The organism is Bacillus cereus G9842, from assembly GCF_000021305.1.
GTDB classification, from domain to species: Bacteria; Bacillota; Bacilli; order Bacillales; family Bacillaceae_G; genus Bacillus_A; species Bacillus_A thuringiensis_S.
Window position 1 is genome coordinate 4,606,133 of the sequence record NC_011772.1, and the last position, 26,088, is coordinate 4,632,220.

The following is a 26,088-nucleotide window of genomic DNA, read 5'->3' on the forward strand; positions in this document are numbered from 1 at the left end:
GGAGGCTTTACATATGAAAGATCCACGTATTGAAAAGTTAGCATACAATTTAATTAACTACTCTATTTGCTTACAAAAAGGCGAAAAAGTATTAATTGAAAACTTTGGCTTACAAAAAGAACTTGTAACTGCACTTGTAAAAGAAGCATATGCAGCTGGTGGTTTCCCATTCGTCTCTTTAAAAGATCATCAAGTAGATCGCTCTTTATTAATGGGTGCTACTGAAGAACATTTCGAACAAATCGCTGCATATGAAGCAAGCGTAATGAAAGACATGGACGCTTATATCGGTCTTCGCTCTGGCGATAATATTAATGAACAGGCTGACGTTCCAAGTGAGCGCATGAAAGTTCATGGCCAAACAGTTGGGAAAAAAGTTCATAGAGATATTCGCGTTCCAAAAACACGTTGGGTTGTTCTTCGCTACCCAAATGCTTCTATGGCACAGCTTGCTAAAATGAGCACAGAAGCTTTCGAAGACTTCTACTTCGAAGTTTGTAACTTAGACTACGGTAAAATGGATAAGGCGATGGATAGCCTTGTTACATTAATGAATAAAACAGATAAAGTTCGTTTAACTGGTCCTGGAACTGACTTAACATTCTCTATTAAAGACATTCCAGCTATTAAATGCTCAGGTCATTTAAACATTCCAGACGGTGAAGTATACTCTGCACCAGTTCGTGATTCTGTTAACGGTACAGTTTCTTACAACACACCATCTCCTTACAACGGTTATACATTTGAAAATGTACAACTTAAGTTCGAGAACGGTCAAATCGTTGAAGCAACTGCAAACGATTCAGAACGCATTAACAAAATCTTCGATACAGACGAAGGCGCACGCTACGTTGGTGAGTTCGCAATCGGCGTAAACCCATACATCTTACATCCAATGGGAGACATCCTATTCGATGAAAAAATCGATGGCAGCTTCCACTTCACTCCTGGACAAGCTTACGACGATGCATGGAACGGTAACAACTCGAACATCCATTGGGACTTAGTATGCATCCAACGCCCTGAATACGGCGGCGGTGAAATTTACTTCGACGACGTACTAATCCGTAAAGACGGACGCTTCGTTGTACCTGAATTAGAAGCTTTAAATCCAGAGAACTTAAAATAATAATAAAAACGCTCGGAATTTTCTCCGAGCGTTTTTTTATTTCTTCCCTACCATTTCTATTTTCACATGTGGATTTTCTTTCTCGATAAGCGCCAAAAATTCATTCATATCTTGCGGCATCGCAACCATATGTACTTTATATGCATTCGTCGTAATTTCAAGATACTTTCCAACTTGACGAACAACTCTTATATCTTTTAATACAACATCATCATTTAGAATACCGTACTTTAATACGCCATTTTCTACTTTATGTTTTTTAATAAATACTTCCCAAACGAGTGGTACATTTACAATGAAGCATAAACCCATCCCAATCAACACTGACATCCAATGCGCTTTATTAGTGAAAAGCATGACAATTGGATATATACACATAAAAGCTAACGTAAGACAAACGAAAATGACTACTGACTTACTTCTTTGAATTGGAAAGTTCATACCTACACCCCCTAATCCAAATTATACCACTATTTCCATTTTGGTTCATAGAAAAAGGCCATTTCTAGATGACCTTTTTCACAATGTACCTATAAAATTTCTTATCTACCTGTAACACTGGAAAGTTTTTCGGCAACTCATCTATACTCACACTTTGAAAACCATTCTTTTCATAAAAGCGATGTGCCGCTAAAAATTTTACTGTTGTTCCTAAATAAATATCTTTCAACTTTTTATCCTCAGCCCATGAAATTGCTGTTTGAAGCAACATATATGACGCGCCACATTCTTTTCCACGAAACTCTTTTTGTACGAACATTTTTCTTAGCGCTACTTGATGATTCTCAATATCTAATAAAGCTACTGTTCCAACTACTTTCCCATCATAAAGTGCTACCCAAAAGTTTCCGTGATCCTTTTGATAGAATGTTTCTATTTCAAGTAAATCAGGTTGCTCTTCTTTCGTAATGGGAACATTATACTCTTTTTGCTGAATATGAACGATAAGATCTACTACTTCCTCTTGAAACGTACTTTCATACGGAATAATACGAATCTTCTCGTTCATCGAATATCTTTCCATTCTGAAGCTAATAAACTATATACAGCGATATCATGAAAATGATCATATAACCATTCTTCATCTCTTAAAATACCATCTAATTTAAACCCTAAACGCTCTGGAATAGCGCGGCTTTTCACATTTTCAACACCGCATCTAATTTCCATTTTATTTAATTTTAAATTCTCAAATGCATAGTGAAGCACAGCCTTTACGCTACGTGTCATAACGCCTTTTCCTCCAGCATCTTCTGCAAGGTAATACCCAAGACTCGCCGCTCTCTTCCCCCAGCTCACTGGATGAATACCTACCATCCCAACAAGCTTTCCTTTGTAACGTATACCACTTTCAAAACCGTCTCCCTCTGCAAATTTCTTTAACCACATCGGAAAAATCTCATCATAAGCATCAGCAGATTTTGTCCCATCTACCCAAGGAAGCCATTTTCGTAAATGATTACGGTTTTGGTCTATTAATTGATATAATTCTTCTTTATGATGTTTTTCTAGTAATTGTAGTTCAATTTCGTCATCTACTCGAAGTGTGAACATGTTTTTTAGTCCCCTTTTTATTTTTCTTATTATTCTAACATTTTTAGATATAAAAAGTTAAATATTAACACTTTCTTTTGATTTTCTTTGTATAAAACCAGAAGAATACAATATTCCCGTAATAACTAATATCATTCCTACAGATTGTGCAGATGTTATATTGACTCCTTCAATAAAAGAAATAAGTATTGTAACAACAGGCACTAGATTAAAAAATAAAGATGTCCTTGCTGCCCCAATTTGAGCAATTCCATTATTCCACCATAAGTAACCAAGCACACTCATTCCAATTGCCATAAAGAGAATCGCTCCCCATGCCAACCAAGGAATTTCTAAAACTGGTACTATACTTTTTTGTGTAGAAGATATGATAATAAAGGCAAGTGCACCAATAGTCATCGTATATGTCGTCGTTTGTATTGGATTACCAGTTTTAATAAACCTTCTGCCTAGCACGCCGTATAACGCCCAGCAAATATTCCCTAATAAAATATAAAAATCCCCTTTTGAAAATGATAAATGTTGTAGTATTGTAAACGAACCTTGTGTAAGTACAAAAACAACGCCAATTAGTGCAAGTAACATTCCAATTGCTTGACGCTTCACAATTTTCTCTCGTAAAATGACACTTGCTAACAGCGTCGTAACGAGAGGATTTGTCGCCATAATAAGTGCACCATTAACAGCTTCTGTATATTTCATTCCTAAAAAGAAAAAGAAGTTAAAGCCGAATACACCAACAATACCTAGCAAAAGATAATAGGTCCTATTCTGCATCCATACTTCCAAATCAAAATCTTTTCGTATTTTTAACAAACATAACATCACAAATGCAGCAATCCCAAAACGCCATGCTGCTATATGAATTGCTTCGAAATACTGCACCGCATATTTCGAAGCATTAAATGTCCCACCAGTAAATATCGCAAAACCTAATAACTGCGTATATACTTTATTTTTCATTGCCGGCCTCCAAGTCTTTTTCTTCTAGAAAACCATAATAAATTTCTAACTTCTCCTCCGTTAGCTGAACAACTTTTTGCAATTGTTCCTGCTGTTCTTTTAATCGCTCCAAGTGAGTTGTTAAAATGGAAATTCTCTTTTTTACTTTCGCTGGTACTTCCTCTTTCTTCTGCCTAATTTCCTCTATAATGCACCCATCACTTGCAAACTCAGCTATCTCTTCTAATGACATCCCAGTTTGTTTTAATGAATATAAAAATTTTAATAAACGTACATCGCCTTCTGTATATTGACGAATACCGCTATTTCGCGTTGGTGGTGGTAATAAACCTAATTTCTCATAGTAGCGCAAAGTGTGAATGCTCATCCCTGTTAATTCTGCTACTTCGCCGATTTTATACATGTTCTCTCCCCCTTGTTTTTACACTTTCATCTTACAACCTAGAGTTAGCTCTAGGTCAATACATAAATAAAGTGAAACTTTAATCAGTGGGGGTCTTATTGCACGTTAATGCGGGATAAAAGTTGAACACAACAAAAAAAGACGCACAGCCACAGCTATGCGTCTTTTCTATTATTTCTCTGCAACTTGAACTTCTTTTACGTAAGCTGCTTCGAATTTTTGGATGTCACCTGCGCCCATGAAAATTAGAACGCCGTTTTTATGTTTCTTTAATACATCCGTTGTTGTATCTGTAATTAGTTCTGCACCATCAATACGCTTTTGCAGATCTTCAATTGTTAATTCACCTTTGTTTTCGCGTGCTGATCCGAAAATATCACATAAGTATACTTGATCAGCTTTGCTTAAGCTTTCAGCGAACTCATCTAAGAACTTTTCTGTACGTGAGAATGTATGCGGCTGGAATACAGCGACAACTTCACGCTCTGGATGTTTTTGACGAGCTGCTTCAATCGTTGCATTAATTTCTGTCGGATGGTGTGCGTAGTCATCGATAATAACTTGCTCTCCCATCGGCTTTTCATTAAAGCGACGTTTTACGCCTTCAAAAGTTGTTAATTGATGTTTTACTGCTTCTACATCAACGTTTTCATAATGGCAAAGTGCGATTACTGCTAACGCATTTAATACGCTGTGATTGCCGTATCCTGTAATTTTGAACGTGTCATAGTACGTATTACGAACGAATACATCGAATATCGTGCCATCTGTTCTCTTTTGGATGTTACGTGCTTGGAAATCATTATCTTCTCCAAATCCATAGAAAATAACAGGTACTTTCGCTTGAATTTTTTGAAGTTCTTCATCATCTCCACATGCAATAATGCCTTTTTTCACTTGCAATGCCATCTCTTGGAATGCACTGAATACATCATTGATGTCTGCAAAATAATCTGGATGATCAAAATCAATATTCGTCATAATTGCATAGTCTGGATTGTAAGACAAGAAATGACGACGATACTCACAAGCTTCAAATACAAAATACTTACTATTTTCTACCCCATGCCCTGTTCCATCTCCAATAAGGTAAGATGTAGGATGTGCACCTTGCATTACATGGGCTAACAAACCTGTTGTTGATGTCTTTCCGTGTGCACCAGTTACAGCAACACTTGTGTATTGGCTCATAAGGTCACCTAAGAAGTGATGGTAACGATGTACTGGGATGTTTAATTCTTTTGCTGCTACGATTTCTTCATGCGTATCAGGAAATGCATTTCCTGCAATAATCACTTGTCCTTCTTCTACATTATTCTTATCAAAAGGAAGGATCGAGATACTACGCTTTTCTAACGCTGTTTGTGTAAAGAAACGCTTTTCATAATCAGACCCTTGAACAGTATGCTTCATATCATGAAGAATTTGCGCTAATGAACTCATTCCTGTTCCTTTAATTCCTACAAAATGGTAAACTGTCATCTTAAAGAACCTCCAACATTTCGAACTAATACAACGGCCTATCTATAAGACAGTATATGAATCTTTTCTTATTTTGGTAATCATCATACATTTTTGATGTAGTGAGGTTATTCTTTCCCTTCACTTATCAGGATAAACTCGTACGTACTTCTTTATATGTCCATAACAAGTCCATTATAGCAAAAAAGAAGCCGCTATACTATGATAACAGAAAAACTGATAGGGTCAATCACCTATCAGTTTTTCTCTCTTTTACATATCTTCTCTTTTTTCTAATTGAACACGCTCTAAACGTGGGTTTGGACGATATTTACGACCAGCTTTTGCTTCTGGTTTCCCATTTAATTCTACATTATCACCAGTAAAACCAATATTCATTTTTAACAAGCTACTCCCTACCCCATATATGTCAACAGGTACCTTTTGAGCTTCAAATTCACGAATACGCTTTTCATCAAATCCACCAGTTACAACGATGTCTACATGCTGGAATCCTTCTTCATCAAGCGCCTTGCGAAGTGCAAATACAAGAGATGGATTTACACCACGTGGATCAAATGTTCCAAGTACTTCTGGGTGGCGAATAAAGTATTGATCAATCATTGTGCGAGACGTATCTACACGCACACCTTTTAATGTTGATCCAAATTCACGCGCTACACGAAGTGCATCTGTAATAACATCATTATTGTAATCAATTAGTACAACTAATTCATCTTCTGGAAATTTCTTATGATATGCTTTTGCCGCTTCTACAACATCACCATTAAACATTTGAATTAATGCGTGAGGCATTGTTCCCATACCACTTCTGCCCCACCATTCATTCATTGCATGCGTCGCTTGTGCGCTCATACCTCCGATGTATGCTGCATAACCGTCACCAGCTTGTTGTGTATAATGATCGTCACGATCTCCCATGAAAATAACTGGTTTTTCTTTATCTACACTACGCGCAGCTTGGACAACATTATATACGTTTGTTGCAACCGATGTACGACGAGCTAAAATCCCATCAATAACACCTTCTAAAAATCCGAAATTCTCATAAGGACCATGAATTGTTAACACTGTTTCAAATGGACTAATTTTATCGCCATCTTTTAAAGAGTTAATTTCAAGTTCCTCAGGATTTTTAGCGAATGTTTGTAGCAATGCAATTACTTCATCTGTTCCGCAAAGAACTGCATTTTCTTTTTGGAAAAATTGCATCGTTACAACACTTTTCGGGCGAAATTCTTCAATAATTTCTCTAGTTTTTAAAAAGTAAACCGCGGAGAACCAACCTTCTCCAACTCGTTCGTCAAATTTAAATGTTTTATTTGTTAGTCGATTTATTTCACCTTTTAATTTTAATTCAATTTCTTTCATGTCGCTTTACTCCCTACTTTACTATCCAACATTTTCTATTAGTATACAGCAAAACCGTGGACTATACATTCGTTTCCTGCATAGCAGCGAATTCATCCTCAGAAATAAGGACATCTCTTGGCTTCGTCCCTCTTGCTTCAGAAATAATTCCTTGCGATTGCATCTCCTCAATGAGACGTGCCGCGCGATTATAACCGATGCGGAATTTTCGCTGTACAGAAGATGTGGACGCTCCCCCTTGTTCTACAACAAATTGACATGCTTCAAAGAACAATTCGTCTTCCGACTCAGCCTGTTCTGTTTTCGCTAATAAATCCTCTTGCTTAAATAAGTAATTCGGCTTCATTTGCTTTCTCACATGATCAACTGTCTTTTCAATCTCATCATCCGATACATATACACCTTGTACACGAACTGGCTTAGATGTACCGTTCCCTAAAAATAACATATCACCACGGCCAAGTAATTTCTCCGCGCCTCCAATATCAATAATCGTACGCGAATCAACTTGAGATGATACAGTAAACGCAATACGCGTTGGAATGTTTGACTTAATTAAACCTGTAATAACATCTACAGATGGACGCTGCGTCGCTACTAATAAATGAATACCACAAGCACGTGCTTTTTGCGCAATACGACAAATCGCTTCCTCAACATCACCAGGTGCTACCATCATTAAGTCGGCTAACTCGTCAATGACAATAACGATATAAGGTAATGTTTCTCCTGGAATTTCTCGCTCACTTACAATCGTATTGTAACGAGTTAAATCACGAGCACCAGCGTGCGCAAACAATTCATAACGGCGTTCCATCTCTTCGACTGCCCACTTTAAAGCCGCTGTCGCTGCTTTTACATCCGTAATAACAGGTGCTACAAGATGTGGAACAGAATTGTATGGTGCAAGCTCAACCATCTTCGGATCAATTAACATTAACTTCACTTCATGCGGTTTCGCTTTATATAAAATACTCGTTAAAATCGCGTTAATACACACACTTTTACCTGAACCCGTTGCACCCGCAATAAGTCCGTGCGGCATTTTTCGAATATCTGTTACAATTGGATCACCTGAAATATCAAGTCCAAGCGCAACAGTAAGCGGTGATTCACTCTTTGTGAATACAGGACTTCTTAAAATTTCACGAAGAAATACTGGCTTACTTTCTTTATTTGGAACCTCAATTCCAATCGCACTCTTCCCTGGAATCGGCGCTTCAATACGAATATCTTTCGCAGCTAAACTTAACTTAATATCATCACTTAAATTGGTAATTTTATTTACTTTCACGCCTGGGTCTGGTTGCACTTCAAAACGAGTTACTGCTGGCCCTTGCGATACATTAATAACATGTGCTCCAACATGAAAATTATTAAACGTTGTATCTAATAATTCTTTTTGCTCATCTAACCATTCTGTATTATCTAGCGCTGATTGCTGCGGAATCGACAACAGCGCTAATGGCGGAACAGTGTATGTCGGTGGTGTGTGCAATACATTTCGCATATCGTTCTCTCTTTGATTTACAACATATGCTTTCTCTTGTACTTCCGTACTTGAAATTGGCTTTTGTACTTGCTCTTCCACTACTTGCTGCACTGGGCGTTCTTCCATTTGTGGCTCTGCTACTACTTGCTGCACTGATTGTTCTTCCACTTGTGATTCTACTACCACCTGCTGCATTGGTTGTTCTTCCACTTGTGATTCTACTACCACCTGCTGCATTGGTTGTTCTTCCACTTGTGGTTCTGCTACCACCTGCTGCATTGGTTGTTCTTCCACTTGTGATTCTACTACCACCTGCTGCATTGGTTGTTCTTCCACTTGTGGTTCTGCTACCACCTGCTGCATTGGTTGTTCTTCCACTTGTGGTTCTGCTACTACTTGTTGCACTGGTCTATTCTCTACTCGTACATTAACAGAATGCTGCATTGCATTTGCCCTAGCTGCATGTCTTTCCATTAATCGTGTTCTATCTTGTTTCAACATAACAACATTAAATGGTACATGACGCTTTTTCTCACGTTTTGGTTCTTCTTTTTTTACAACTGGTTGTTCTTCTGCGACCGGCGCTTCTTCTACAACTCGTTGTTCTTCTGCGACTGGCGCTTCTTCTACAACTCGTTGTTCTTCTGCGACTGGTGTTTCTTCTACAACTCGTTGTTCTTCTGCGACTGGCGCTTCTTCTACAACTCGTTTATTTTCTTCTGTTTCTGCAAGTAAAACATTCGCAAAGCTTTGAACGTCGTTCTTTGTCTGTTCATCAGCCTCAGCTACATGTATGAATTCACTCTTTTGTTCAATCGCTTCATCTTCTTGCTGAATTTCCTCAAGTGCTACAAATGTCTCTACTACAGGCGCTTTTATTTCTGCAATCACTTCTACTTCTTCTGACTCTTCCGTTTCCGCAATTACTTCCACTTCTTCTGGCTCTTCTGTTTCTGCAATTACTTCCACTTCTTCTTGTGCTTCTGTTTCTGCAATTACTTCTACTTCTTCTAGCTCTTCTGCTTCTGCAATTACTTCTACTTCTTCTAGCTCTTCTGTTTCCGCAATTACTTCTACTTCTTCTAGCTCTTCTGCTTCTGCAATTACTTCTACTTCTTCTAGCTCTTCTGTTTCCGCAATTACTTCCACTTCTTCTGGCTCTTCTGTTTCTGCAATTACTTCCACTTCTTCTAGCTCTTCTGTTTCCGCAATTACTTCTACTTCTTCTGACTCTTCCGCTTCTGCAATTACTTCCACTTCTTCTGGCTCTTCTGTTTCTGTAATTACTTCCACTTCTTCTGACTCTTCTGCTTCTGCGATTACTTCTACTTCTTCTGACTCTTCTGTTTCTGTAATTACTTCTACTTCTTCTGACTCTTCTGCTTCTGCAATTACTTCCACTTCTTCTGGCTCTTCTGTTTCTGTAATTACTTCCACTTCTTCTGGCTCTTCTGTTTCTGTAATTACTTCTACTTCTTCTGACTCTTCTGCTTCTGCAATTACTTCCACTTCTTCTGGCTCTTCTGTTTCTGTAATTACTTCCACTTCTTCTGGCTCTTCTGTTTCTGTAATTACTTCCACTTCTTCTGGCTCTTCTGGTATTTCCACAATGATTGTTTCTGCAAGTTTTTCTTCTGCTTTGACAATCACTGATTCTTCTGGAGCTTGCTTTTCCACTTCAATAGTAGGTTGTTTTATTTCTGTATTACGTTTAATTTCTTCTGATAATATTGTATCCTCGTGCTCTACTTTAGAAGCCACTAATTCTTCTTGTAGATTGTTTTCGTTTAACACCACTACATCTTTTTCTAGCTTAGCACTTTCCATCTGCTCAGCTACTGTTTTATGAAGTAATTCATCCGCTGAAACTTCCTGCGGTGTACTCATTCCTTGAATCACTTCTTTTTCTTCTACTAAAGGCTCTTGGCGTTCGATTTCATAACCGTTTTTCTCTAGCCATTGATCAACAACTGATTTTTCTTGCTTTTTATCCTGTTGACCAACCGATTCATGACTAGGCGAAGAAGACGTTGCTTGCCCTTCTGAGAAATCTGATAATGTATATCCTTTTTTCTCTAACCATGCATCAACAACTGCTTTGCCCTCTACAGATATTTCAAGATCTTCTCTTTCTTTTACTTCCTCCTGCTTTTCAACCTTTTTCTCTACTGAAGGACGATTATATCCATAAATTGGCGAAATCATTTCTGTTGGACGAAATGGTCTACGGTTACTCTCTTGCGAAGGTGCAGATGCCTTTTTAACGACAGCCTCTCGCACCGGTTCATATTGTACTTCCGGTTCTTCATATGTAGAAACTACCTTTTCCACATACGGTCGTCTGCTTCTTTCCACCTGTATTCCTCTTTGAGCAGTCGGTTCTTCATATGTTACTCCTTGAACAGGTTGTTCTTCGAAGTGATCTACTTCTCTTTCATCCTCTTCATCGAACCCATTATCCGGTACTAAAGGAAAACGGCATTTACCTGCATTCCTACTTGCCATTTGTGCTTCTCTTGCTTCAGTGTAGTGGTTTACACGAGGAATTTTCGGCTGACTTTCAATTTGCTTTTGTACTTCTTTATTCAACGCTGTTTGTTCTTCCTCTTTGTTAAACAACTTTTTCATCCAATCTAACATGCTTACCACTCTTTCTACTAAATAGTAACATCCTTTATTGTATCAGCATTCGGCAAAAAGTGCAGGTAAAATTAAGCATGTCATATTTATCCACAATATTCTAATTTACGAGTGTTTCATATGGAAAAACGCAGCCTTTCATGTAAGACTGCGCTTAAGCTTTACGCTTCCGATATGCATCTATACTATCCGTTACACTTTGCAATAAAGAATTTTCATACTGCGGGTCAGATAATTTTTTATCTTCTTCAAGATTTGACATAAACCCAAGTTCTAATAGTACACCAGGTACTTTGGACCAATTAAATCCAGAAAGATCATCCCTGAATTTAATTCCATTTACTTTCACTTGCTGGTTCTCCCTCATTTTATTTACAATCATTTGAGAGATTTGAAGGCTTTCCGCATAAATCTCTTTCGTATGCGGACTGTCTTCTGCTGGCGTCAATACAGCAAATCCACTTTGGTTTGGATTTTCAGAACCATCTGCATGAAGACGTAAAAATAAATTTGCCTTATGATTGTTTGCGAATGTCGCCCGTTCTTTATTACTTATATCAACGTCTTGTGACGTTCTCGTCATTAATACTTGCATTCCCTTCGCTTCTAACTTTTCTTTTAATACGAAAGCCATTTCTAATACAAGTACGGCCTCTCTTTTTTTCGTCACAACACCAGTTGTACCATCTGTGACTTTATATTTTTGTGTTGTTGCCCCTGGCCCAATCGGCTCTAAATTTAAATTCGCTTTTTGTTGATGCCCTGGATCAATAACGACGAGAAACTTCTCTTGTTTTTCATTACTCTCTACTTTTTGTTCATTATTTTGCACTGGTTGCTCAGTTGGCGGCACCGTTGTAGTTTCTTCTTTCTTTTCCTCGGCTGATACTTCCTCTTGCCTATGTTCTACTTGCTCATTCGTTTGAATTACTTGCGATTCTTCGTTCTTTTCTTGTTCTTGCTGCTTTTCTACCGGTGCGTCTTCTTTGGTATCTTTGTTTTTCTCTTGTATAGAAGATGTAGTTTCTTTTTTCGGCTGCTCTTGTGAACAACCGGCCATATATATTCCAATGAATACAATCATGCTCATTATTTTTATATACTTCATACTTCATACTTCTCTCCCATCACTTTGCACCGGATTCAAAGTTTTTCTTATAATTGCCCTATAATCTCATCCATATTTCCAATATAAACTGGCTGCCATGTTTCTGTACCACGTTCTGCAGTATAAACTGGATAAGCGTCATCATCTATATTTACGAAAACTGGATCGCCCATATCCGTTTCATATCCAATTGCAATCCATCCTTCTTGCCACTTTCCGTTTTCTTCACTTATTAATGAATTTTTATGTTTATCATATCGGTAACCGATTTGTCCTTTTTCTAATTCACTTTCACTAAACACATATATTTCATAAGTACCTAGCTCAACATCTTGCTGTTTTGAAGTTTCAATTCGTTTTAGAAGTTCTGCGATTTTTGGTTGTTGTTTCATACGCCTATCCCCTTCTGTTTTTCTAAATTTTAACTAGTTTGTTTATAAAATACAATATAGATTTTAAGACAAAAGGTGACACCTTTATCATATTTACGATTTTTTGAGTATATCTATCACAACTCTCAATATATTAACGATTCAACACGAAATTTCGACTTACCAACAAAAATGACAAAAAAGAGAGGCTGCCCAAAAGGACAACCTCTCTTTTCTTATATCAATTAAAATTTAAACTCTTGTCCAACTTCAAAGCTATCTTCTAATACAAGAATACCTTTTTCTTGTGGAGCGTCTGGAAGCTCTAATTCACGTGCAGAGCAGATCATTCCAGAAGAAGGAACACCGCGAAGTTCAGCCGGTTTAATTAACATACCGCTTGGCATTACAGCGCCGATTTTCGCAACGACAACTTTTTGTCCTGCATCAACGTTTGGTGCACCACATACGATTTGTAATGTTTCTGTACCGATTTCTACTTTACAGATGTTTAGCTTATCAGCATTTGGATGTTTCTCTTTTTCAGCTACATAGCCTACAACAAATTTCGGAGAAAGATCTGCTTCTACTGTTTCTTCAAAGCCATTCTTCGCTAAAACTTCGTTGATTTTCTCTACAAGCTCTTTCGTTAATGTAAGGTTTCCTGTTTCTTTTACTTCTAAGTAAGAAGATGCATTAAAGATGTTGAATCCTCCCGTTACGTTGCTTTCACGATCATAAACGCGTGCAACATCTCCTTTGCGATCAAAAGTACGGTTCTCTAAAGTAATATCTTGTAAGGCAACAATTAAAGTGTCACCAATTCCTTCAAGGTTGTAAAAAACGTTCACTTCGTTCATCCTTTCTCTTTTCCATCTGTCTTCTTCCGATTTTTCGCTAAAATAAAGATTGGTTCAAATTCTCCATCTTCATATACGAATGAAAGTGATGTAATCGGAACATGCCCTTCGGCAAAAAATTTCATTGTCATTTGTGCAATAATATCATAACCGATTTCGTTGACGATATCAGCAATAATTAATACATCTTGGTGAGGAACAGCAACAACCATGTCACCAGAAATCTTTTCACGCATCGATTGTAGTAACGATTCGTTTAAAATACGAGTCGCGTCATACCCATCATTTGTGTTTAAAAAGTAGAATGTATTACCCGCTACTGTGTCTTGTTTAAATTCATAACCTAATGAGCGTGCGTTGAATAATGCCATTTCACGCACTTGCTGTTCTGTAAGTTCTAATTTTTGTAACAGACGTTCATCAATTAGTCGATACGTTTTATTCGAATCTAACGCATAGTAAATACGTGTTTCCGCCGTATGATCCGTCATAATAAACGGATTTCCTTCTTCTGCTTGTTTCGGGAAAGAAGTAGAACGAATAACAGGTAAAATTTTTGCTCCGCTATTTTCTTCTTTATGCATCGCAATTAGCGCTTCTTGTACGTAATAAGCAACTTCTTCAATTGCCTTTTCTTTGTTCACTTCCCATTTTGCTACAACTCCTGGAAGTGATACGTTAATACCTTTTTTCGAGTCTTTCTGTTCTATACGTAGAACCTCTTTCTCGCTATCATACTGAAAGTCCCACTCTGGACGAGATAATTTCTTCATTAACTCGTCTTTCATCTTTTTACTTGTCATCTTCATCTCTTTTTCCTCCCTTCCAAAAAAATAACCTCCCCCGCGAAGGTAGAGGTTGTTTTACAATTCAATTGGCAAATTGCCTTATTTTAAACCTTCAATGAACTCTTCGATTTGTTCTTGTGTTTTACGATCTTTGTTTACATAGCGACCAGTTTCTTCACCTTTATTGTACGCTACAAAGCTCGGAATGCCAAATACGTCTAATTTTACACATAGATCAATAAACTCATCACGATCTACATAGTAAAATGAGAAATCACTATATTTCTCTTCTACTTCTGGCATAAATGGGTCTACAAAACGGCAGTCTGGGCACCATTCTGCTGAGAACATAAAGACTACATTCTCTTCATTTTTTAATTGTTGGAATTGCTCCATGCTTTCTAATGACTTCATCTATATTTCCTCCTCTAACGAGTGCATTTTTCATGTTATAATCTTTCTTTTATACTACCATACATCGCGCATGGTGCAAGGTTTATGCTTGCTTTTTGTCATACTTATATTGCCCAACAAGTAACTTAACAACGTGTACAAATAATTCCGTGCGATCAACATAATCATCTGTAAAAATACCAATCGCTCCTTCGTGACTACGAATATCTTTTCTATGTACAAACTCTTCCATCACTTCACTTAACTCCTTGCCATCTTCAAGAGGTGCTAAAAAATCGTCTGGTAACGTAATACGCGCTCCTCCAGCCACGAATACTTTCCCATCACTTGTTGCTAGCGCGCCCCAGTTACACATAAATAAACCGTGCTCCGTTTTCATCACACCGCCTTCTAGCCCAATACCAATTGGAGCTTCTCCTTCCTCTAGCGCTCGCTTCGCTCTATTAATCGCTCCTTGCATCGTCTCTTCATCTGAAAACGGCTGGTTTGCTACTCCTGAAGGAACAGAAAGAGATGTAATTGTAGCATCTTTCCAAACCTTCTCCACAGCACCAACTTTCGTTTTATTCTTCGATCCAACTACTACTTTCATTTCGTTCACCTCTATAAAAATTCATCATTCTATTCTAATATCCGCATCAGATACGAATTAAGTATCAACCACTACCACATATCACCAAGTCATCTATTCAGCCTAAAAAAGAAGGTTTTTTCTAGCAACATTACCGTCTTCGAAAACAAAAACAGCCTTCCTCTCACTTCCTACTTGGAGTCTTCATACATCATTCGAACACCAATTAAGCACTGACCGCTCCCAATCATCGCTGGGTCATCTATTCAACCTAAAAAAAGAAGGGTTTTTCGCCCTTCTTCTCTACGCGTTATTCTTAATTGTCTCTAACGTCGTTTTATCTGTTGTTCTTACAAGCTTCGTAATTAATTCTTTCGCCGCTGCATAATCATCAACATGTAAAATTGAAGCATGTGTATGAATGTAGCGTGCACAAACACCAATTACTGCTGATGGGATACCAGAGTTACTTGTATGTACACGGCCCGCATCTGTACCACCTTGTGAAATAAAGTATTGGTACGGAATGTTGTTTGTTTCTGCTGTATCTAAAATGAATTCGCGCATTCCTCTATGTGTTACCATCGTGCGATCGTAAATACGAAGAAGAGCACCTTTTCCTAATTGACCGAACTGCGTTTTGTCACCAGATGCATCGTTTGCTGGACTTGCATCAAGCGCATAAAAAATGTCTGGTTGAATCATATTTGCAGCTGTTTGCGCTCCGCGAAGGCCTACTTCTTCTTGTACAGTAGCACCAGAATATAATGTATTTGGTAATGTTTCATCTTTTAATTCTTTTAACAATTCGATTGCAAGACCACATCCGTAACGGTTGTCCCAAGCTTTCGCCATAATTTTCTTCTCATTTGCCATCGGTGTGAATGGGCAAATCGGCACGATTTGTTGTCCTGGTTTTACACCAATTTCAATCGCATCTTCATAACTATCTGCACCTATATCAATTAACATATTTTTTATATCCATCGGTTTTGCACGTTGCGCGTCACTTAATAAATGAGGAGGAATAGAACCAACAACCCCAATAACAGGACCATTCTTCGTCATAACTTGTACACGCTGTGCTAATAAAACTTGGCTCCACCAGCCGCCTAACGTTTGAAAACGAAGCATTCCATTTTTCGTAATTTGTGTAACCATGAAACCTACTTCATCCATATGACCTGCTACAAGAACACGCGGGCCAGTTTCGTCCCCTTTTTTCAGACCAAATACGCTACCTAAACCGTCTTGTACAATTTCATCCGCATATTTGCTTAATTCTTGTTTCATAAAACGGCGTACATCATGTTCAAAACCTGATGCCCCCTGTAATTCTGTTAACGTACGAAATAATTGTAATGTCTCTTTATTCACGAAGTCCCCTTCTTTCAAACCTTAGTAGAATACCTCTTTTATTGTAACGAAATTTTCGAAATGTTTCTAGTTTCTTCTTTTTTAACTGTATTTGCTTTATAATTATTATTGGTACACTATTTTTATTTTATAGAATTGAGGTGAATATATGAGTTGGAAAGGTTTAGTAGCAGGTCTTGGCGTTGGGTTCGCAGCTGGTTATCTCGTTGCAAACAAAGTACAAGAACAATCCCATATTTCTTCAGAAAAAGCATTGAAAATGGTGAAACAAGCATTAAGTCATAAAGGTGAAATTACTGGCTCTTGGGTACATATGGTTCCAGAGACATTTGAAAAATATGATGTCGCATATGAAGTTTATCGCGGCGGTCTTACAACAATGTTAGATGATATACAAGAACGATTTGAATTTTTAGTTGATGCTAAAACAGGTACTGTTTTAGAAGTTATAGCAGCATAAAAAGGAGGGTTCCCATTAGGTGAACCTCTTATTTTTTTGAAATTGTGGGTATTGATTAAAATTATATCAGCGATTTTCCGAATATATCGACTTACCGACAAAATCCGATAATAAAAAAGAAGCTGCTCCAACAAATATGATGGAACAATCTCCTCTTTTTAAGCTTCTATACTCGTTTTCCGTTCTATTTTTTCTACAATATGTCCTTCCTCATTCCACTTCACAGCACGATAATATGCGTCATGATAAAACGTAAACCACGCCTCTTTTTCAGCACCATACTTCATCCACTTTTGCTTATTTTCAATCGAAGTCATCGGATAATCATCGTATGCCATTACCCATAATACATTTTGATGCGCGTGTGTCGGCAATAGGTCTGCTAAATGTAGCATCGTTTCTCCTTGACTCTCCAAAGCGATAACTGCATGTCCATCGCTATGACCACCGGTATGCGTCATCTTGATTTCATCTGTAATTTCTATTTCTTGCTGGAACGTAACAACTTGATCTACAATTGGCTCCCAATTTTCCTTCCAATATGTATTACGTGATCTAATGTTTGGATTCCTCATTTCATTCCACTCTGTTTCACTTACGTAAACTTTCGCATTTGGAAATGCCGGTACAAGGTGATCATCTTCCCATTTTGTTAGACCAGATGCATGATCAAAATGAAGGTGTGTCATTAAAACATATTGAATATCTTCAGGCTTTAATCCCTGTTTTTCTAACGATTCATAAACCGATGATTCTTCTGTTACACCTTGATTTCGTTTCATCTTCTCATTCAACTTACCGTTTCCTATTCCTGAATCAATGAGCATATTTCCATCTTTCGTTTGTAATAGTAACGGATCTGTTCGTAAGTAAATATGATTTGTGTCATTATGTGTATATTTACGTGACCAAAGTACTTTCGGCACAACACCAAACATTGCCCCTCCATCTAAATGTGTATTCCCGCCTTTTAACCACGTTACTTTTATATCTCCAATTTGTAACTGTTCCATTACACATCCCCCTTTTAATTAATCTTAACATAAAATTCTGATTATTTTAGGCATAAAAAAACCTATGCATTACTGCATAGGCTCTGTACGATATTTTGCTTCAACTCGGTAAATACGATGACCCTTACTAGAGAATTTCTCTTCGTATTCAGTCATGATGTTACCTTCAAAGTCGCTGTTATGAAGATCTAAGCTTAAGTACGTTAGTAACATACCATACTCAGCCATACTCATAAGAGAATATTCAAATAAACCTTGGTTATCTGTTTTAAAATGAATTTCTCCCCCTTCTACTAACACTTCTTCATAATTACGTAAAAACGTTTTATACGTTAAACGACGCTTCGTATGACGCTTCTTTGGCCATGGATCTGAGAAGTTTAAATAAACGCGATCAATCTCACCTTTTGCAAAGAAAACTGTTAAATCTTCAGCATCTTTATTAATTAACTTTAAGTTCGGCACTTCTTCTTCAATTAATTTATCAAGTGCATCTACAACAACACTTGTGAATTTTTCAATTCCAATATAATTAATATGTGGATTCGCTTTTGCCATATCATACATAAAGCGGCCACGACCTGTACCTACTTCAATATGAATTGGTTGTTCATTTCCAAATACTTCTTTCCAGTTACCAGCGCGCTCCTCTGGGTTTCCGATTACGATATGTGAATACTCGTTAATTCGATCCATTGCATATGGTTTATGTCTTAAACGCATAGATGTCTCCCTCTCTTTACAAAACTATTTTAAAGGAATAATTCCTTCTTTCTTTTTTTAATCAATCTACCAAACAAAAAACCAAGTACGTACGAGCACTCGGTCCGTTTCTTTCAAGTATAAGATGTACCATTTTGATAAAAACTACATACAGCATTAAACATTCCATGACGAAACAGCTTTTTCTCTTACATTTGAAGAGAAAAACAATCGAAAGGATGATCCGTTCATGCCAATTAATCAACAACATCAATTAGAAGTGCTGAAAGATATTTTAGTCAACCACCAAAGTGATTGCTGCGGGACAGTTTCAGAATGCGAGCAATTAGAGCGCCTCATTCAATCGTTACTCGCAAACGATAATATAAGTAGTGACGCTAAAACAATGCTAAACGATGTATATTCTTATAGTCAATCGGGTAAATCTTCCTCTAATTTGGACAACCATATTTCCAATAATCAAGAACAACTTACTCAGTGGATTGCTGGAATGGACAATTTTTCTTAAGTATTATTCTGAAGCAAGTAGTTGCTGTAAATATTGATGCCAATATTCAGCTTCTGCTTGCTGTTTTTTTGTTGTATGCCATTGAATAGACAAAATCGTTTGTGCTATCACATACCATCTCATACGCCTAAGCAGCGATTCATCCATTTCAATATCATAAAAACCGAGCCACTCACTCCACTCCTGGCGCGGAATGTACCAATATAATAACATACCAAGGTCTAGAGCCGGGTCAGCAATTACAGCTCCATCCCAATCAATTAGAAACAACTCATCTTCATCCGACAATATCCAATTGTTATGGTTTACATCACAATGGCATACAACAAATTCATTGTATTCAATAGCTTTTAATGAACCCATTAAATATTGAAGGCCTTGCTGAATTGTTTCATCATCCCTTATATCTCCTCTTAAAACGAGTTGCAGTTGTTGTAATAACTCTTGTGCGTGAAGCGGCTGCTTCCCAAGTCTTTGAATCATCTGTACAAGCGCTTTAGAGGAGTGTATTTTCTTCAAAAGTTTCGCAACACGTTCTAGTTTCATATCCTCTGGCTCTAGCTTCTGTCCCGGAAGCCATTTTTGAGCAGAAATTACATCACCATTCGTTACCCTTCTTGTCCAAAGTAATTTTGGAACAATTCCTTCTGCTGACAATACCGCTAAAAAGGGCGATGTATTCCGCTTTAAAAATAACTTCTGTTGTCCGTTTTGCGCAATATATGCATCGCCCGTTACTCCACCAGCCGGTACAAGACTCCACTCTTTTCCTAATAATTGTTCCAACCATTCCATATTCATTACCCGTTAACAAATCCTTATCTTTTATAGTTATGAAAAGAAAAACCGCAACATTTCTACACATGTTGTGGATTCATATATTTTACTGTAAATGAAAAGAAAAATTAGCCTAGGCCAAAAATCCTCTATTTTATTTTACAAAACCTGTCATAGAATGACAACTTATCAAAATCGTCACCTTTGTCAATTCTACATTTATTACATTCTCATCGTCAAGTAGCGATTTGTCACATTATCGTCAATATATACGTGCTAATTGGAGCGAGCCTAAGTTCCTTTCCTCTAAATGAAGAAATTGGATCTATTTTCGCTTCGTTTTCGTTTACTAACACATGCCACGTTTCTTCTTTCGGAAGTTGCACCGTTTTAGCTTCTAAACCGCTATTAAATAAAACGACAATCTCTTTCCACGGTCCAAACGATTTTACATTTTGCAGGTGGTATGCAAGTACTTCTGTAGATGTTTGTAAAAAAGTCATATGTTTTTTTATAAGGTCTGCGTTTTGTAATCGGAATGCCCCATGCTCTTTACGAATCGCAATTAAACCTTTTATATAGTTAACAGTCTCTATCTCTTTCTCTTTTTGATCCCAATCTAATTGATTAATCTCATCATTTGCATTATAACTATTTTCATTTCCTTTCTTCGTACGATAAAACTCTTGTCCTGCATGTAAGAAAGGAATGCCTTGTGAAAGAATAACCATTGCGCTCGCTAGCAGGTGACGTTTTTTCAAAATCGCTTCTGATTCTTCATTACTGCGCACTAGTTTATCCCACATCGTCATATTATCATGACATTCTACATAATTAATGCTTTGCGCCGGCTCTAGAAACAGCCCTGTTTCTTTCATACTTAAAAGACTTCCTGCTGCAATATACTGCAAATGATTACAGTCTACAGACCCACCAAATGCAAAACCACGCTTGTTTATATGAAATGTACTCCCTTTTATCCCATCACGAAATTGATCATTAAACTGCGCAATATGCGGCATGTTCTTCGCATTATTTAACGTTGCTTTTTCTTTGGCAGGAAGTGGTGTTTGTAAATCCCATCCTTCTCCTAATAATAAAGCATCTCGTTTTATGTTTCGTACTTCTTTTTCTATCACATTCATTGTATCAACATCTAAAATTCCCATTAAGTCGAATCGGAATCCATCGACATTGTATTCAGTAAGCCAATATAAAATAGACTCTACAATGAATTTCCTCATCATTTTCCGTTCAGACGCTATATCATTTCCGACTCCCGTCCCATTAGAAGGCATACCATCTTCACCATGACGAAAATAATAGCCTGGAACAAGCTTTTCAAATGATGATAGCTCTCTTTCATAAACATGATTATATACAACGTCTATGATCACCCTAATACCTTGTTCATGAAATGTTTCAATTAGTTGTTTGCACTCAACTATCCTGTTATACGGATCAGAGGGATTTGTAGCATAAAATCCTGTTGGTGCATTGTAATATAATGGATTATACCCCCAATTATAGGCGGACGAAGGATTCGCCTCATCTACACCACCGAAACAATATAAAGGTAATAGTTCAACATGTGTAACACCTAAATCTTTTATATGAGACAACCCTGTTAACGTCCCGTTCCGTCCCGTTGTTCCCTCTTCCATCAATCCTTTATATGTTCCCTTTTGACTCACTCCACTATTTTGATGTATAGTCGCATCACGAATATGCAGTTCATACAATATGGCATCTGTCATTGATTGTAATGGTGGTAATCCCTCTCGTCTTGTTACACTCGTTTTTTCTAAATCGATAACAACACCGTGTTTGCCGTTTACCGTCACCGACTTTGCATAAGGATCCACAGCTTCGTTCCATATTAAATTAATACAAACAAGAAATGTATAGCATGCTCCGTCTAAATCCCCTTGTAATGTTTGAATCCAAACTCCGTTTTCTTCTCTGTACATTTCATGATCGGTATATTCTTTATCACTCTTATAAATTCTTACTTTCGCAAGCCTTGCGGTTGGAGCCCATACTTTAAATGTCGTTTCTTCTTTTTGATACACAGCACCTAAATCTGTACCTTCGTAATAATGCTTTTCATCGAAAATTGTTGTTCGAATAACAGCACCTATTTGTAAATCCGTTTCTTCATTCCGTTCATCTCGTACTGTATAATACTTCCCCACATCTAGCGGCTCTTCTATAAAGCACTCATACTTCGTTGCATCTGGAAGTGCAATAGTATGAGCAATCGGTAAATCTTTCACATTACTTCCTTCTTGCAAACGAAATGTCCGACTTGTTCCATACGCATGTGGGAGCAAAATTGTAATTTTATTCATTTCATCTAAATAGGCATCAAATGGACGTTTTACTTTCAACATAAAAAAATCACCATCATTCTCAAAGTTAAAATAAAGTGAAACTTTAATGAGCGAGAAAATTTTCCCATCCTCACTTATTATTAGCCTTCACCAATCAGGCGAGATAAAATGAGCTGCAAATGATAAGGCTTTTCTTATCAACAAGACTCTATACAGTAACTCCATTCTTCTCTATAGTATATTCACCTGCATAAAAAACGTTTTCAACATTCTATTTTTGTAATTTTATTTCAGCAATCGATTTATACTTCGGGGTTTCTTTCACGTGGGATTCGTATAAAGTAATTGTATCTGCTTGAAATGATATTTCAGGCACTTCTTTTATACTTTCTAAATGAAACTTTTCTTCTCCTATCCATTTACGAGCAACAGTAATATGCGGATGATACGGGCGTGTTTCTAGAGAAAAACCATTTTCTTCACAAATGGCATGTACTTGCTTTTGTAACTGAAACAAATCATGATTCTCACTTACCTTCGCCCAAAGAATACGGGGCTGATCTTCCCTACCAAACGTTGAAAAACCTTGTAACGTGAACGATAGTTCTTTTGTTTTTATAAGTGTTTGTAATCCATTCTTTATCCCTTTTAACTGTTCTTCTGTCGCACCTCCTAAAAAGGAAAGGGTAATATGATAATCTTCCTTATGTACCCACGAGCGAAATGGTAATTTCTCATTCGTATCCTCTTTATAGTTAGACAGCACTTCTTTTATATGATTTGGTAACGTAATTGCGACAAAATAATGCCTATCCATGTACACCGTCTCCTTCTTTCTATTGTTGCTTTTCTTTCTTATCTCATTCAATTAAAAAGAAGCCGCCCTCTAAAGTAGAGAGCGGTCATTATTCATATATCGGCGATTAAAGTTTCACTTTACTTCGCTAATTCATGAATTGCTTGCGCATAAATTGCTGTTGCTTTTAATAAGTCTTCAATTTCAATGTACTCATCTTTTTGATGCGCAAGTTCTTCCTTTCCAGGGAATAGCGGTCCAAATGCCACACCAGCTTTTAATGAACGAGCATAAGTACCTCCGCCAATTGCTAATAGTTCTGCTTTTTCACCTGTTTGTTCTTCATATACACATTGTAACGTACGAATTAATACGTGGTCTTTATCAACGTGATGCGGGCGTGAATTAGAATAGTCAGCTACTTCAAATCCATGCGTACCAACATACTCTTTCAACTTCGCAATTGTTTCTTCAAAGTTAGTTGTAACTGGGTAACGTACGTTTAGCCCTAAGTTACCACCGTTTTCTTTCGTATAAGAAAGGCGACCAACATTCACTGTTAACGGACCGCTAATTTCATCTTTATAAGCAATAGTAGCTTTTTCACCCAAAATATCACCAGTAAATGTTTCTGTTGCAAATGTCGCAAATGCAGTTGCTTTTCCATCAAGTGAAACTGTAGTCAAGAAGTTTGCTAATAATAAACCTGCATTTTCTCCTTTTTCAGGAGTAGATCCGTGCGCTGAAATTCCTTTTATTTGCAACGTCACTGTATTACCTTCTATAGTCGATTCCCCTATTTTTTTAGCAGTTTGTAAATACTCTTCATATGCTACTGTAAGTGCATTTACATCTTCTCCTGTAATAACCGCTTCTGCAAAATCAGGAACCATATTTAAACGTCGCCCTGAATCAAATGAAACAAGTTCATATGTACCTTTTTTCTCTTCACTACCATTTTGCACAACTTGTATATCAGAAATTCCTTTTTCTGCATTAATAATTGGAAAATCTGCATCTGGTGCAAAACCGATTGTTGGCATTTCTTCGTTTTTAAAGTAGTGATCTACACATTTCCAATTGCTTTCTTCATCTGTTCCTATAATCATACGAACACGTTTTGAAAGAGGTAAGCCTAATTCTTTCACAATTTTCATCGCATAATATGCTGCCATCGTTGGGCCTTTATCGTCAATTGCACCACGTGCAAAAATCTTTCCATCGCGAATATCCGCACTATATGCGGGAGTCGTCCAGCCATCTCCTTCTGGTACAACATCAACGTGACAAAGAATACCTACTAATTCTTCTCCTTGTCCCATTTCAAGATGACCTGCATATCCTTCTAAATTTTTAGAAGCAAAACCTTCAGCTTCTCCTTTATGTAACATGAAAGATAGCGCTTTTTCTACCCCTTCACCGAATGGTGCGCCCTCTTTCGCCGATTCTTCTTCCCATACACTTTTAATTTGTAAAAATTGTTGTGTATCACGAATTAAATCATCTTTTCGTTTTGCAACTTCTTCTGTCCAATTAATCGCTGACATCACGCATCCATCCTTCACTATATTATCTCTTTCATCATAGCAAACCGAAATCCCTTATGCCATACACGAAAACTAAATACCGAACAATTGTAATATTTCAGACATTTCTTATTAGTTTTTCTTTTATTTTTTCAAAAAAATTTGCAGGAATTTGGCGTTTTACGTAGAATTTTATGTGTTAGTTGACTGACCATATATACAATGTCAACTACCAATATTTTTCTATATGAATTTTTGTTAAACTTTTGTAAAATTTAAGTAGATTAAAGCATGAATTTTATCATGTAGAGTACAATGGTAGTAACGACCTTCTTTCCTGAATGGGGTCAAAAAAACTAGTAGAGGAGTGGTTTTCTCTTGAAACCTACAACTACTCGTATGCTAACACGCATTAAATCAATTTATATGTACATCAATGAAAACGGAACGGTAACGACGAAAGACCTTGTAGATGAGTTCGGGATCACACCGCGAACGATACAACGTGATCTAAATGTGTTGCAGTTTAATGAACTCGTGTATAGCCCTTGCCGCGGTAAGTGGACAACAACAGGAAAGAAAGTGAGAATGACCTCATAACGAAAAATAATTGTATGTAAATAAATACATACCCCTTTCTAACTATTAGAAAGGGGTTTTTTCTGTACCTATAAAGGTACTACTTTTCAGTATCTACTTGATATGTTCTTAACATTTCTACTTCTTCATCTGTTAGCTCTCGGTATTGTCCAAGTTCTAGTTCTTCATCTAATACTAACGGACCCATCTCTGTTCTCTTTAGGTAGACTACTTTTTTCCCTACCGCTTCAAACATACGCTTCACTTGATGGAATTTCCCTTCCGTAATCACAAGCTCAATTTCAGAAATATCATCGCTTTTCAATATTGTAAGCGCACCTGGCTTTGTTTCATAGCCATCGTCTAAAATAACACCTTTAGCAAACTCTTTTACATCCTCTTCTGTTACTACTCCTGCAACGTGTGCATAATATTTTTTCGGCACATGCTTTTTCGGAGATAATAATTGATGTGATAACTTCCCATCATTTGTTATCAATAAGAAACCTTCCGTATCGATATCAAGTCGTCCAACTGGGAACGGATCAAAGATTGCATCTTCTAATTCTAATAAATCTATTACTGTTTCATGATTATCATCTTCCGTCGCTGAAATAACACCTTGTGGTTTATGCATCATTAAGTAAACAAACTCTTTGTATTCCACAACTTCACCGTGAATCATAACTTCTTGCTCTTCTACATTTACATGAACTTTCGCATCTTTTACTGGCGTTCCATCAATTTTCACAACGCCATCTTTCAATAATTTCTTTACTTCTTTTCTACTTCCATATCCCATATTCGCTAATAATTTATCTAATCTCACGTTTTTCACCTTCTTTATTTA

26 protein-coding genes are annotated in these 26,088 nt (G+C 37.1%); 4 read left to right on the top strand and 22 right to left on the bottom strand.

Annotated elements, in window-relative coordinates:
* The first annotated feature begins 13 nt into the window (after window positions 1–13).
* Window positions 14–1,129, top strand: coding sequence for an aminopeptidase (locus tag BCG9842_RS23230; RefSeq protein WP_000654720.1), 1,116 nt, complete (start codon window positions 14–16; stop codon window positions 1,127–1,129).
* A gap of 36 nt (window positions 1,130–1,165) precedes the next feature.
* On the opposite strand, the gene BCG9842_RS23235 is transcribed toward BCG9842_RS23230, so the two are convergent.
* The 15 genes from BCG9842_RS23235 to BCG9842_RS23305 form a co-directional block, all read right to left on the bottom strand.
* Entirely contained in the window at window positions 1,166–1,570 is a 405-nt protein-coding gene (locus tag BCG9842_RS23235) for a PH domain-containing protein (RefSeq protein ID WP_001010623.1), read from the bottom strand.
* Between the two features lie 64 nt (window positions 1,571–1,634).
* Window positions 1,635–2,138 carry a GNAT family N-acetyltransferase gene (locus BCG9842_RS23240; protein ID WP_001003146.1) on the bottom strand — a complete coding sequence of 168 codons (504 nt, stop codon included), beginning with the start codon at window positions 2,136–2,138 and terminating at the stop codon, window positions 1,635–1,637.
* Window positions 2,135–2,683, bottom strand: coding sequence for a GNAT family N-acetyltransferase (locus BCG9842_RS23245; RefSeq protein ID WP_000494654.1), 549 nt, complete (start codon window positions 2,681–2,683; stop codon window positions 2,135–2,137). The genes BCG9842_RS23240 and BCG9842_RS23245 overlap by 4 nt, the downstream gene beginning before the upstream one ends.
* Before the next feature lie 57 nt (window positions 2,684–2,740).
* The gene (locus BCG9842_RS23250; protein WP_000792471.1) at window positions 2,741–3,646 is read right to left on the bottom strand and encodes a DMT family transporter; all 906 of its coding nucleotides are present in this window, start codon (window positions 3,644–3,646) and stop codon (window positions 2,741–2,743) included.
* Window positions 3,636–4,049, bottom strand: coding sequence for a MerR family transcriptional regulator (locus tag BCG9842_RS23255; protein WP_000276608.1), 414 nt, complete (start codon window positions 4,047–4,049; stop codon window positions 3,636–3,638). The genes BCG9842_RS23250 and BCG9842_RS23255 overlap by 11 nt, the downstream gene beginning before the upstream one ends.
* A gap of 171 nt (window positions 4,050–4,220) precedes the next feature.
* Complete coding sequence (gene murC, locus BCG9842_RS23260; RefSeq protein WP_000219469.1) at window positions 4,221–5,531, bottom strand: UDP-N-acetylmuramate--L-alanine ligase; 1,311 nt, start codon at window positions 5,529–5,531, stop codon at window positions 4,221–4,223.
* A 252-nt stretch (window positions 5,532–5,783) separates the two neighbouring features.
* Window positions 5,784–6,902, bottom strand: a complete 1,119-nt coding sequence (locus BCG9842_RS23265) for a nicotinate phosphoribosyltransferase (RefSeq protein ID WP_000658372.1) — start codon at window positions 6,900–6,902, stop codon at window positions 5,784–5,786.
* A 61-nt stretch (window positions 6,903–6,963) separates the two neighbouring features.
* Entirely contained in the window at window positions 6,964–11,034 is a 4,071-nt protein-coding gene (locus BCG9842_RS23270) for a DNA translocase FtsK (RefSeq protein WP_000887998.1), read from the bottom strand.
* Window positions 11,035–11,188: 154 nt separating this feature from the next.
* Window positions 11,189–12,142, bottom strand: coding sequence for an N-acetylmuramoyl-L-alanine amidase (locus BCG9842_RS23275; RefSeq protein ID WP_000874068.1), 954 nt, complete (start codon window positions 12,140–12,142; stop codon window positions 11,189–11,191).
* Window positions 12,143–12,189: 47 nt separating this feature from the next.
* The gene (locus BCG9842_RS23280; RefSeq protein ID WP_000813350.1) at window positions 12,190–12,534 is read right to left on the bottom strand and encodes a hypothetical protein; all 345 of its coding nucleotides are present in this window, start codon (window positions 12,532–12,534) and stop codon (window positions 12,190–12,192) included.
* 224 nt (window positions 12,535–12,758) lie between these two features.
* Window positions 12,759–13,373, bottom strand: coding sequence for a YtpR family tRNA-binding protein (gene ytpR / locus BCG9842_RS23285; protein WP_001006776.1), 615 nt, complete (start codon window positions 13,371–13,373; stop codon window positions 12,759–12,761).
* A complete protein-coding gene (locus BCG9842_RS23290; RefSeq protein ID WP_000784606.1) occupies window positions 13,370–14,182 on the bottom strand; it encodes a DUF1444 domain-containing protein in 813 nt (270 codons plus the stop codon). Before BCG9842_RS23290 ends, ytpR begins: the two co-directional genes overlap by 4 nt.
* A 78-nt stretch (window positions 14,183–14,260) precedes the next feature.
* Window positions 14,261–14,575 (bottom strand): thioredoxin family protein, encoded by a 315-nt coding sequence (locus tag BCG9842_RS23295; protein ID WP_000838193.1) that lies wholly within the window; start codon window positions 14,573–14,575, stop codon window positions 14,261–14,263.
* An 82-nt stretch (window positions 14,576–14,657) separates the two neighbouring features.
* A complete protein-coding gene (locus BCG9842_RS23300; RefSeq protein WP_000869954.1) occupies window positions 14,658–15,167 on the bottom strand; it encodes a DUF84 family protein in 510 nt (169 codons plus the stop codon).
* A gap of 282 nt (window positions 15,168–15,449) precedes the next feature.
* Window positions 15,450–16,523, bottom strand: coding sequence for a M42 family metallopeptidase (locus BCG9842_RS23305; RefSeq protein ID WP_001031517.1), 1,074 nt, complete (start codon window positions 16,521–16,523; stop codon window positions 15,450–15,452).
* Between the two features lie 148 nt (window positions 16,524–16,671).
* Here BCG9842_RS23305 and BCG9842_RS23310 point away from each other — a divergent pair, with 148 nt between their 5' ends.
* Window positions 16,672–16,983 (top strand): PepSY domain-containing protein, encoded by a 312-nt coding sequence (locus BCG9842_RS23310; RefSeq protein WP_000118541.1) that lies wholly within the window; start codon window positions 16,672–16,674, stop codon window positions 16,981–16,983.
* Between the two features lie 158 nt (window positions 16,984–17,141).
* On the opposite strand, the gene BCG9842_RS23315 is transcribed toward BCG9842_RS23310, so the two are convergent.
* Window positions 17,142–17,996, bottom strand: coding sequence for a YtnP family quorum-quenching lactonase (locus BCG9842_RS23315; protein WP_000436876.1), 855 nt, complete (start codon window positions 17,994–17,996; stop codon window positions 17,142–17,144).
* Between the two features lie 69 nt (window positions 17,997–18,065).
* Window positions 18,066–18,719 carry a tRNA (guanosine(46)-N7)-methyltransferase TrmB gene (trmB, locus tag BCG9842_RS23320; protein WP_001239383.1) on the bottom strand — a complete coding sequence of 218 codons (654 nt, stop codon included), beginning with the start codon at window positions 18,717–18,719 and terminating at the stop codon, window positions 18,066–18,068.
* A 229-nt stretch (window positions 18,720–18,948) separates the two neighbouring features.
* Here trmB and BCG9842_RS23325 point away from each other — a divergent pair, with 229 nt between their 5' ends.
* Entirely contained in the window at window positions 18,949–19,227 is a 279-nt protein-coding gene (locus BCG9842_RS23325; RefSeq protein WP_001122235.1) for a YtzH-like family protein, read from the top strand.
* Between the two features lie 3 nt (window positions 19,228–19,230).
* Here BCG9842_RS23325 and BCG9842_RS23330 read toward each other — a convergent pair whose 3' ends face one another.
* The 4 genes from BCG9842_RS23330 to pepV all read right to left on the bottom strand — a co-directional run bounded on the left by BCG9842_RS23330 (window position 19,231) and on the right by pepV (window position 24,680).
* Window positions 19,231–20,028: a phosphotransferase family protein gene (locus tag BCG9842_RS23330; RefSeq protein WP_002081999.1), complete on the bottom strand. Its 798-nt coding sequence runs from the start codon at window positions 20,026–20,028 to the stop codon at window positions 19,231–19,233.
* Between the two features lie 227 nt (window positions 20,029–20,255).
* Window positions 20,256–22,397, bottom strand: a complete 2,142-nt coding sequence (gene pulA, locus BCG9842_RS23335) for a type I pullulanase (RefSeq protein WP_000921756.1) — start codon at window positions 22,395–22,397, stop codon at window positions 20,256–20,258.
* Window positions 22,398–22,608: 211 nt separating this feature from the next.
* On the bottom strand, window positions 22,609–23,154 hold the full coding sequence (gene thpR / locus BCG9842_RS23340) for an RNA 2',3'-cyclic phosphodiesterase (RefSeq protein WP_000373845.1): 546 nt from the start codon (window positions 23,152–23,154) through the stop codon (window positions 22,609–22,611).
* Between the two features lie 119 nt (window positions 23,155–23,273).
* The gene (pepV, locus tag BCG9842_RS23345) at window positions 23,274–24,680 is read right to left on the bottom strand and encodes a dipeptidase PepV (protein ID WP_001274234.1); all 1,407 of its coding nucleotides are present in this window, start codon (window positions 24,678–24,680) and stop codon (window positions 23,274–23,276) included.
* Between the two features lie 357 nt (window positions 24,681–25,037).
* Between pepV and BCG9842_RS23350 the strand changes: the two genes are divergently transcribed.
* Complete coding sequence (locus BCG9842_RS23350) at window positions 25,038–25,259, top strand: DeoR family transcriptional regulator (protein WP_000805512.1); 222 nt, start codon at window positions 25,038–25,040, stop codon at window positions 25,257–25,259.
* A 79-nt stretch (window positions 25,260–25,338) separates the two neighbouring features.
* Here BCG9842_RS23350 and BCG9842_RS23355 read toward each other — a convergent pair whose 3' ends face one another.
* Entirely contained in the window at window positions 25,339–26,067 is a 729-nt protein-coding gene (locus tag BCG9842_RS23355; RefSeq protein ID WP_001234948.1) for a pseudouridine synthase, read from the bottom strand.
* Window positions 26,068–26,088 lie beyond the last annotated feature (21 nt).

Bases quoted from the DNA above. Each gene is read 5' to 3' on its own strand.
- pulA (WP_000921756.1), bottom strand. From the start codon at position 22,397: ATGTTGAAAGTAAAACGTCCATTTGATGCCTATTTAGATGAAATGAAT.
- BCG9842_RS23255 (WP_000276608.1), bottom strand. From the start codon at position 4,049: ATGTATAAAATCGGCGAAGTAGCAGAATTAACAGGGATGAGCATTCAC.
- BCG9842_RS23270 (WP_000887998.1), bottom strand. From the start codon at position 11,034: ATGTTAGATTGGATGAAAAAGTTGTTTAACAAAGAGGAAGAACAAACA.
- BCG9842_RS23300 (WP_000869954.1), bottom strand. From the start codon at position 15,167: ATGAAAGTAGTAGTTGGATCGAAGAATAAAACGAAAGTTGGTGCTGTG.
- trmB (WP_001239383.1), bottom strand. From the start codon at position 18,719: ATGCGTTTAAGACATAAACCATATGCAATGGATCGAATTAACGAGTAT.
- BCG9842_RS23330 (WP_002081999.1), bottom strand. From the start codon at position 20,028: ATGAATATGGAATGGTTGGAACAATTATTAGGAAAAGAGTGGAGTCTT.
- BCG9842_RS23315 (WP_000436876.1), bottom strand. From the start codon at position 17,996: ATGGAACAGTTACAAATTGGAGATATAAAAGTAACGTGGTTAAAAGGC.
- BCG9842_RS23325 (WP_001122235.1), top strand. From the start codon at position 18,949: ATGCCAATTAATCAACAACATCAATTAGAAGTGCTGAAAGATATTTTA.
- murC (WP_000219469.1), bottom strand. From the start codon at position 5,531: ATGACAGTTTACCATTTTGTAGGAATTAAAGGAACAGGAATGAGTTCA.
- thpR (WP_000373845.1), bottom strand. From the start codon at position 23,154: ATGGATAGGCATTATTTTGTCGCAATTACGTTACCAAATCATATAAAA.
- BCG9842_RS23295 (WP_000838193.1), bottom strand. From the start codon at position 14,575: ATGAAGTCATTAGAAAGCATGGAGCAATTCCAACAATTAAAAAATGAA.
- BCG9842_RS23250 (WP_000792471.1), bottom strand. From the start codon at position 3,646: ATGAAAAATAAAGTATATACGCAGTTATTAGGTTTTGCGATATTTACT.
- BCG9842_RS23235 (WP_001010623.1), bottom strand. From the start codon at position 1,570: ATGAACTTTCCAATTCAAAGAAGTAAGTCAGTAGTCATTTTCGTTTGT.
- BCG9842_RS23265 (WP_000658372.1), bottom strand. From the start codon at position 6,902: ATGAAAGAAATTGAATTAAAATTAAAAGGTGAAATAAATCGACTAACA.
- BCG9842_RS23280 (WP_000813350.1), bottom strand. From the start codon at position 12,534: ATGAAACAACAACCAAAAATCGCAGAACTTCTAAAACGAATTGAAACT.
- BCG9842_RS23290 (WP_000784606.1), bottom strand. From the start codon at position 14,182: ATGAAGATGACAAGTAAAAAGATGAAAGACGAGTTAATGAAGAAATTA.
- BCG9842_RS23245 (WP_000494654.1), bottom strand. From the start codon at position 2,683: ATGTTCACACTTCGAGTAGATGACGAAATTGAACTACAATTACTAGAA.
- BCG9842_RS23230 (WP_000654720.1), top strand. From the start codon at position 14: ATGAAAGATCCACGTATTGAAAAGTTAGCATACAATTTAATTAACTAC.
- BCG9842_RS23310 (WP_000118541.1), top strand. From the start codon at position 16,672: ATGAGTTGGAAAGGTTTAGTAGCAGGTCTTGGCGTTGGGTTCGCAGCT.
- BCG9842_RS23275 (WP_000874068.1), bottom strand. From the start codon at position 12,142: ATGAAGTATATAAAAATAATGAGCATGATTGTATTCATTGGAATATAT.
- ytpR (WP_001006776.1), bottom strand. From the start codon at position 13,373: ATGAACGAAGTGAACGTTTTTTACAACCTTGAAGGAATTGGTGACACT.
- pepV (WP_001274234.1), bottom strand. From the start codon at position 24,680: ATGTCAGCGATTAATTGGACAGAAGAAGTTGCAAAACGAAAAGATGAT.
- BCG9842_RS23240 (WP_001003146.1), bottom strand. From the start codon at position 2,138: ATGAACGAGAAGATTCGTATTATTCCGTATGAAAGTACGTTTCAAGAG.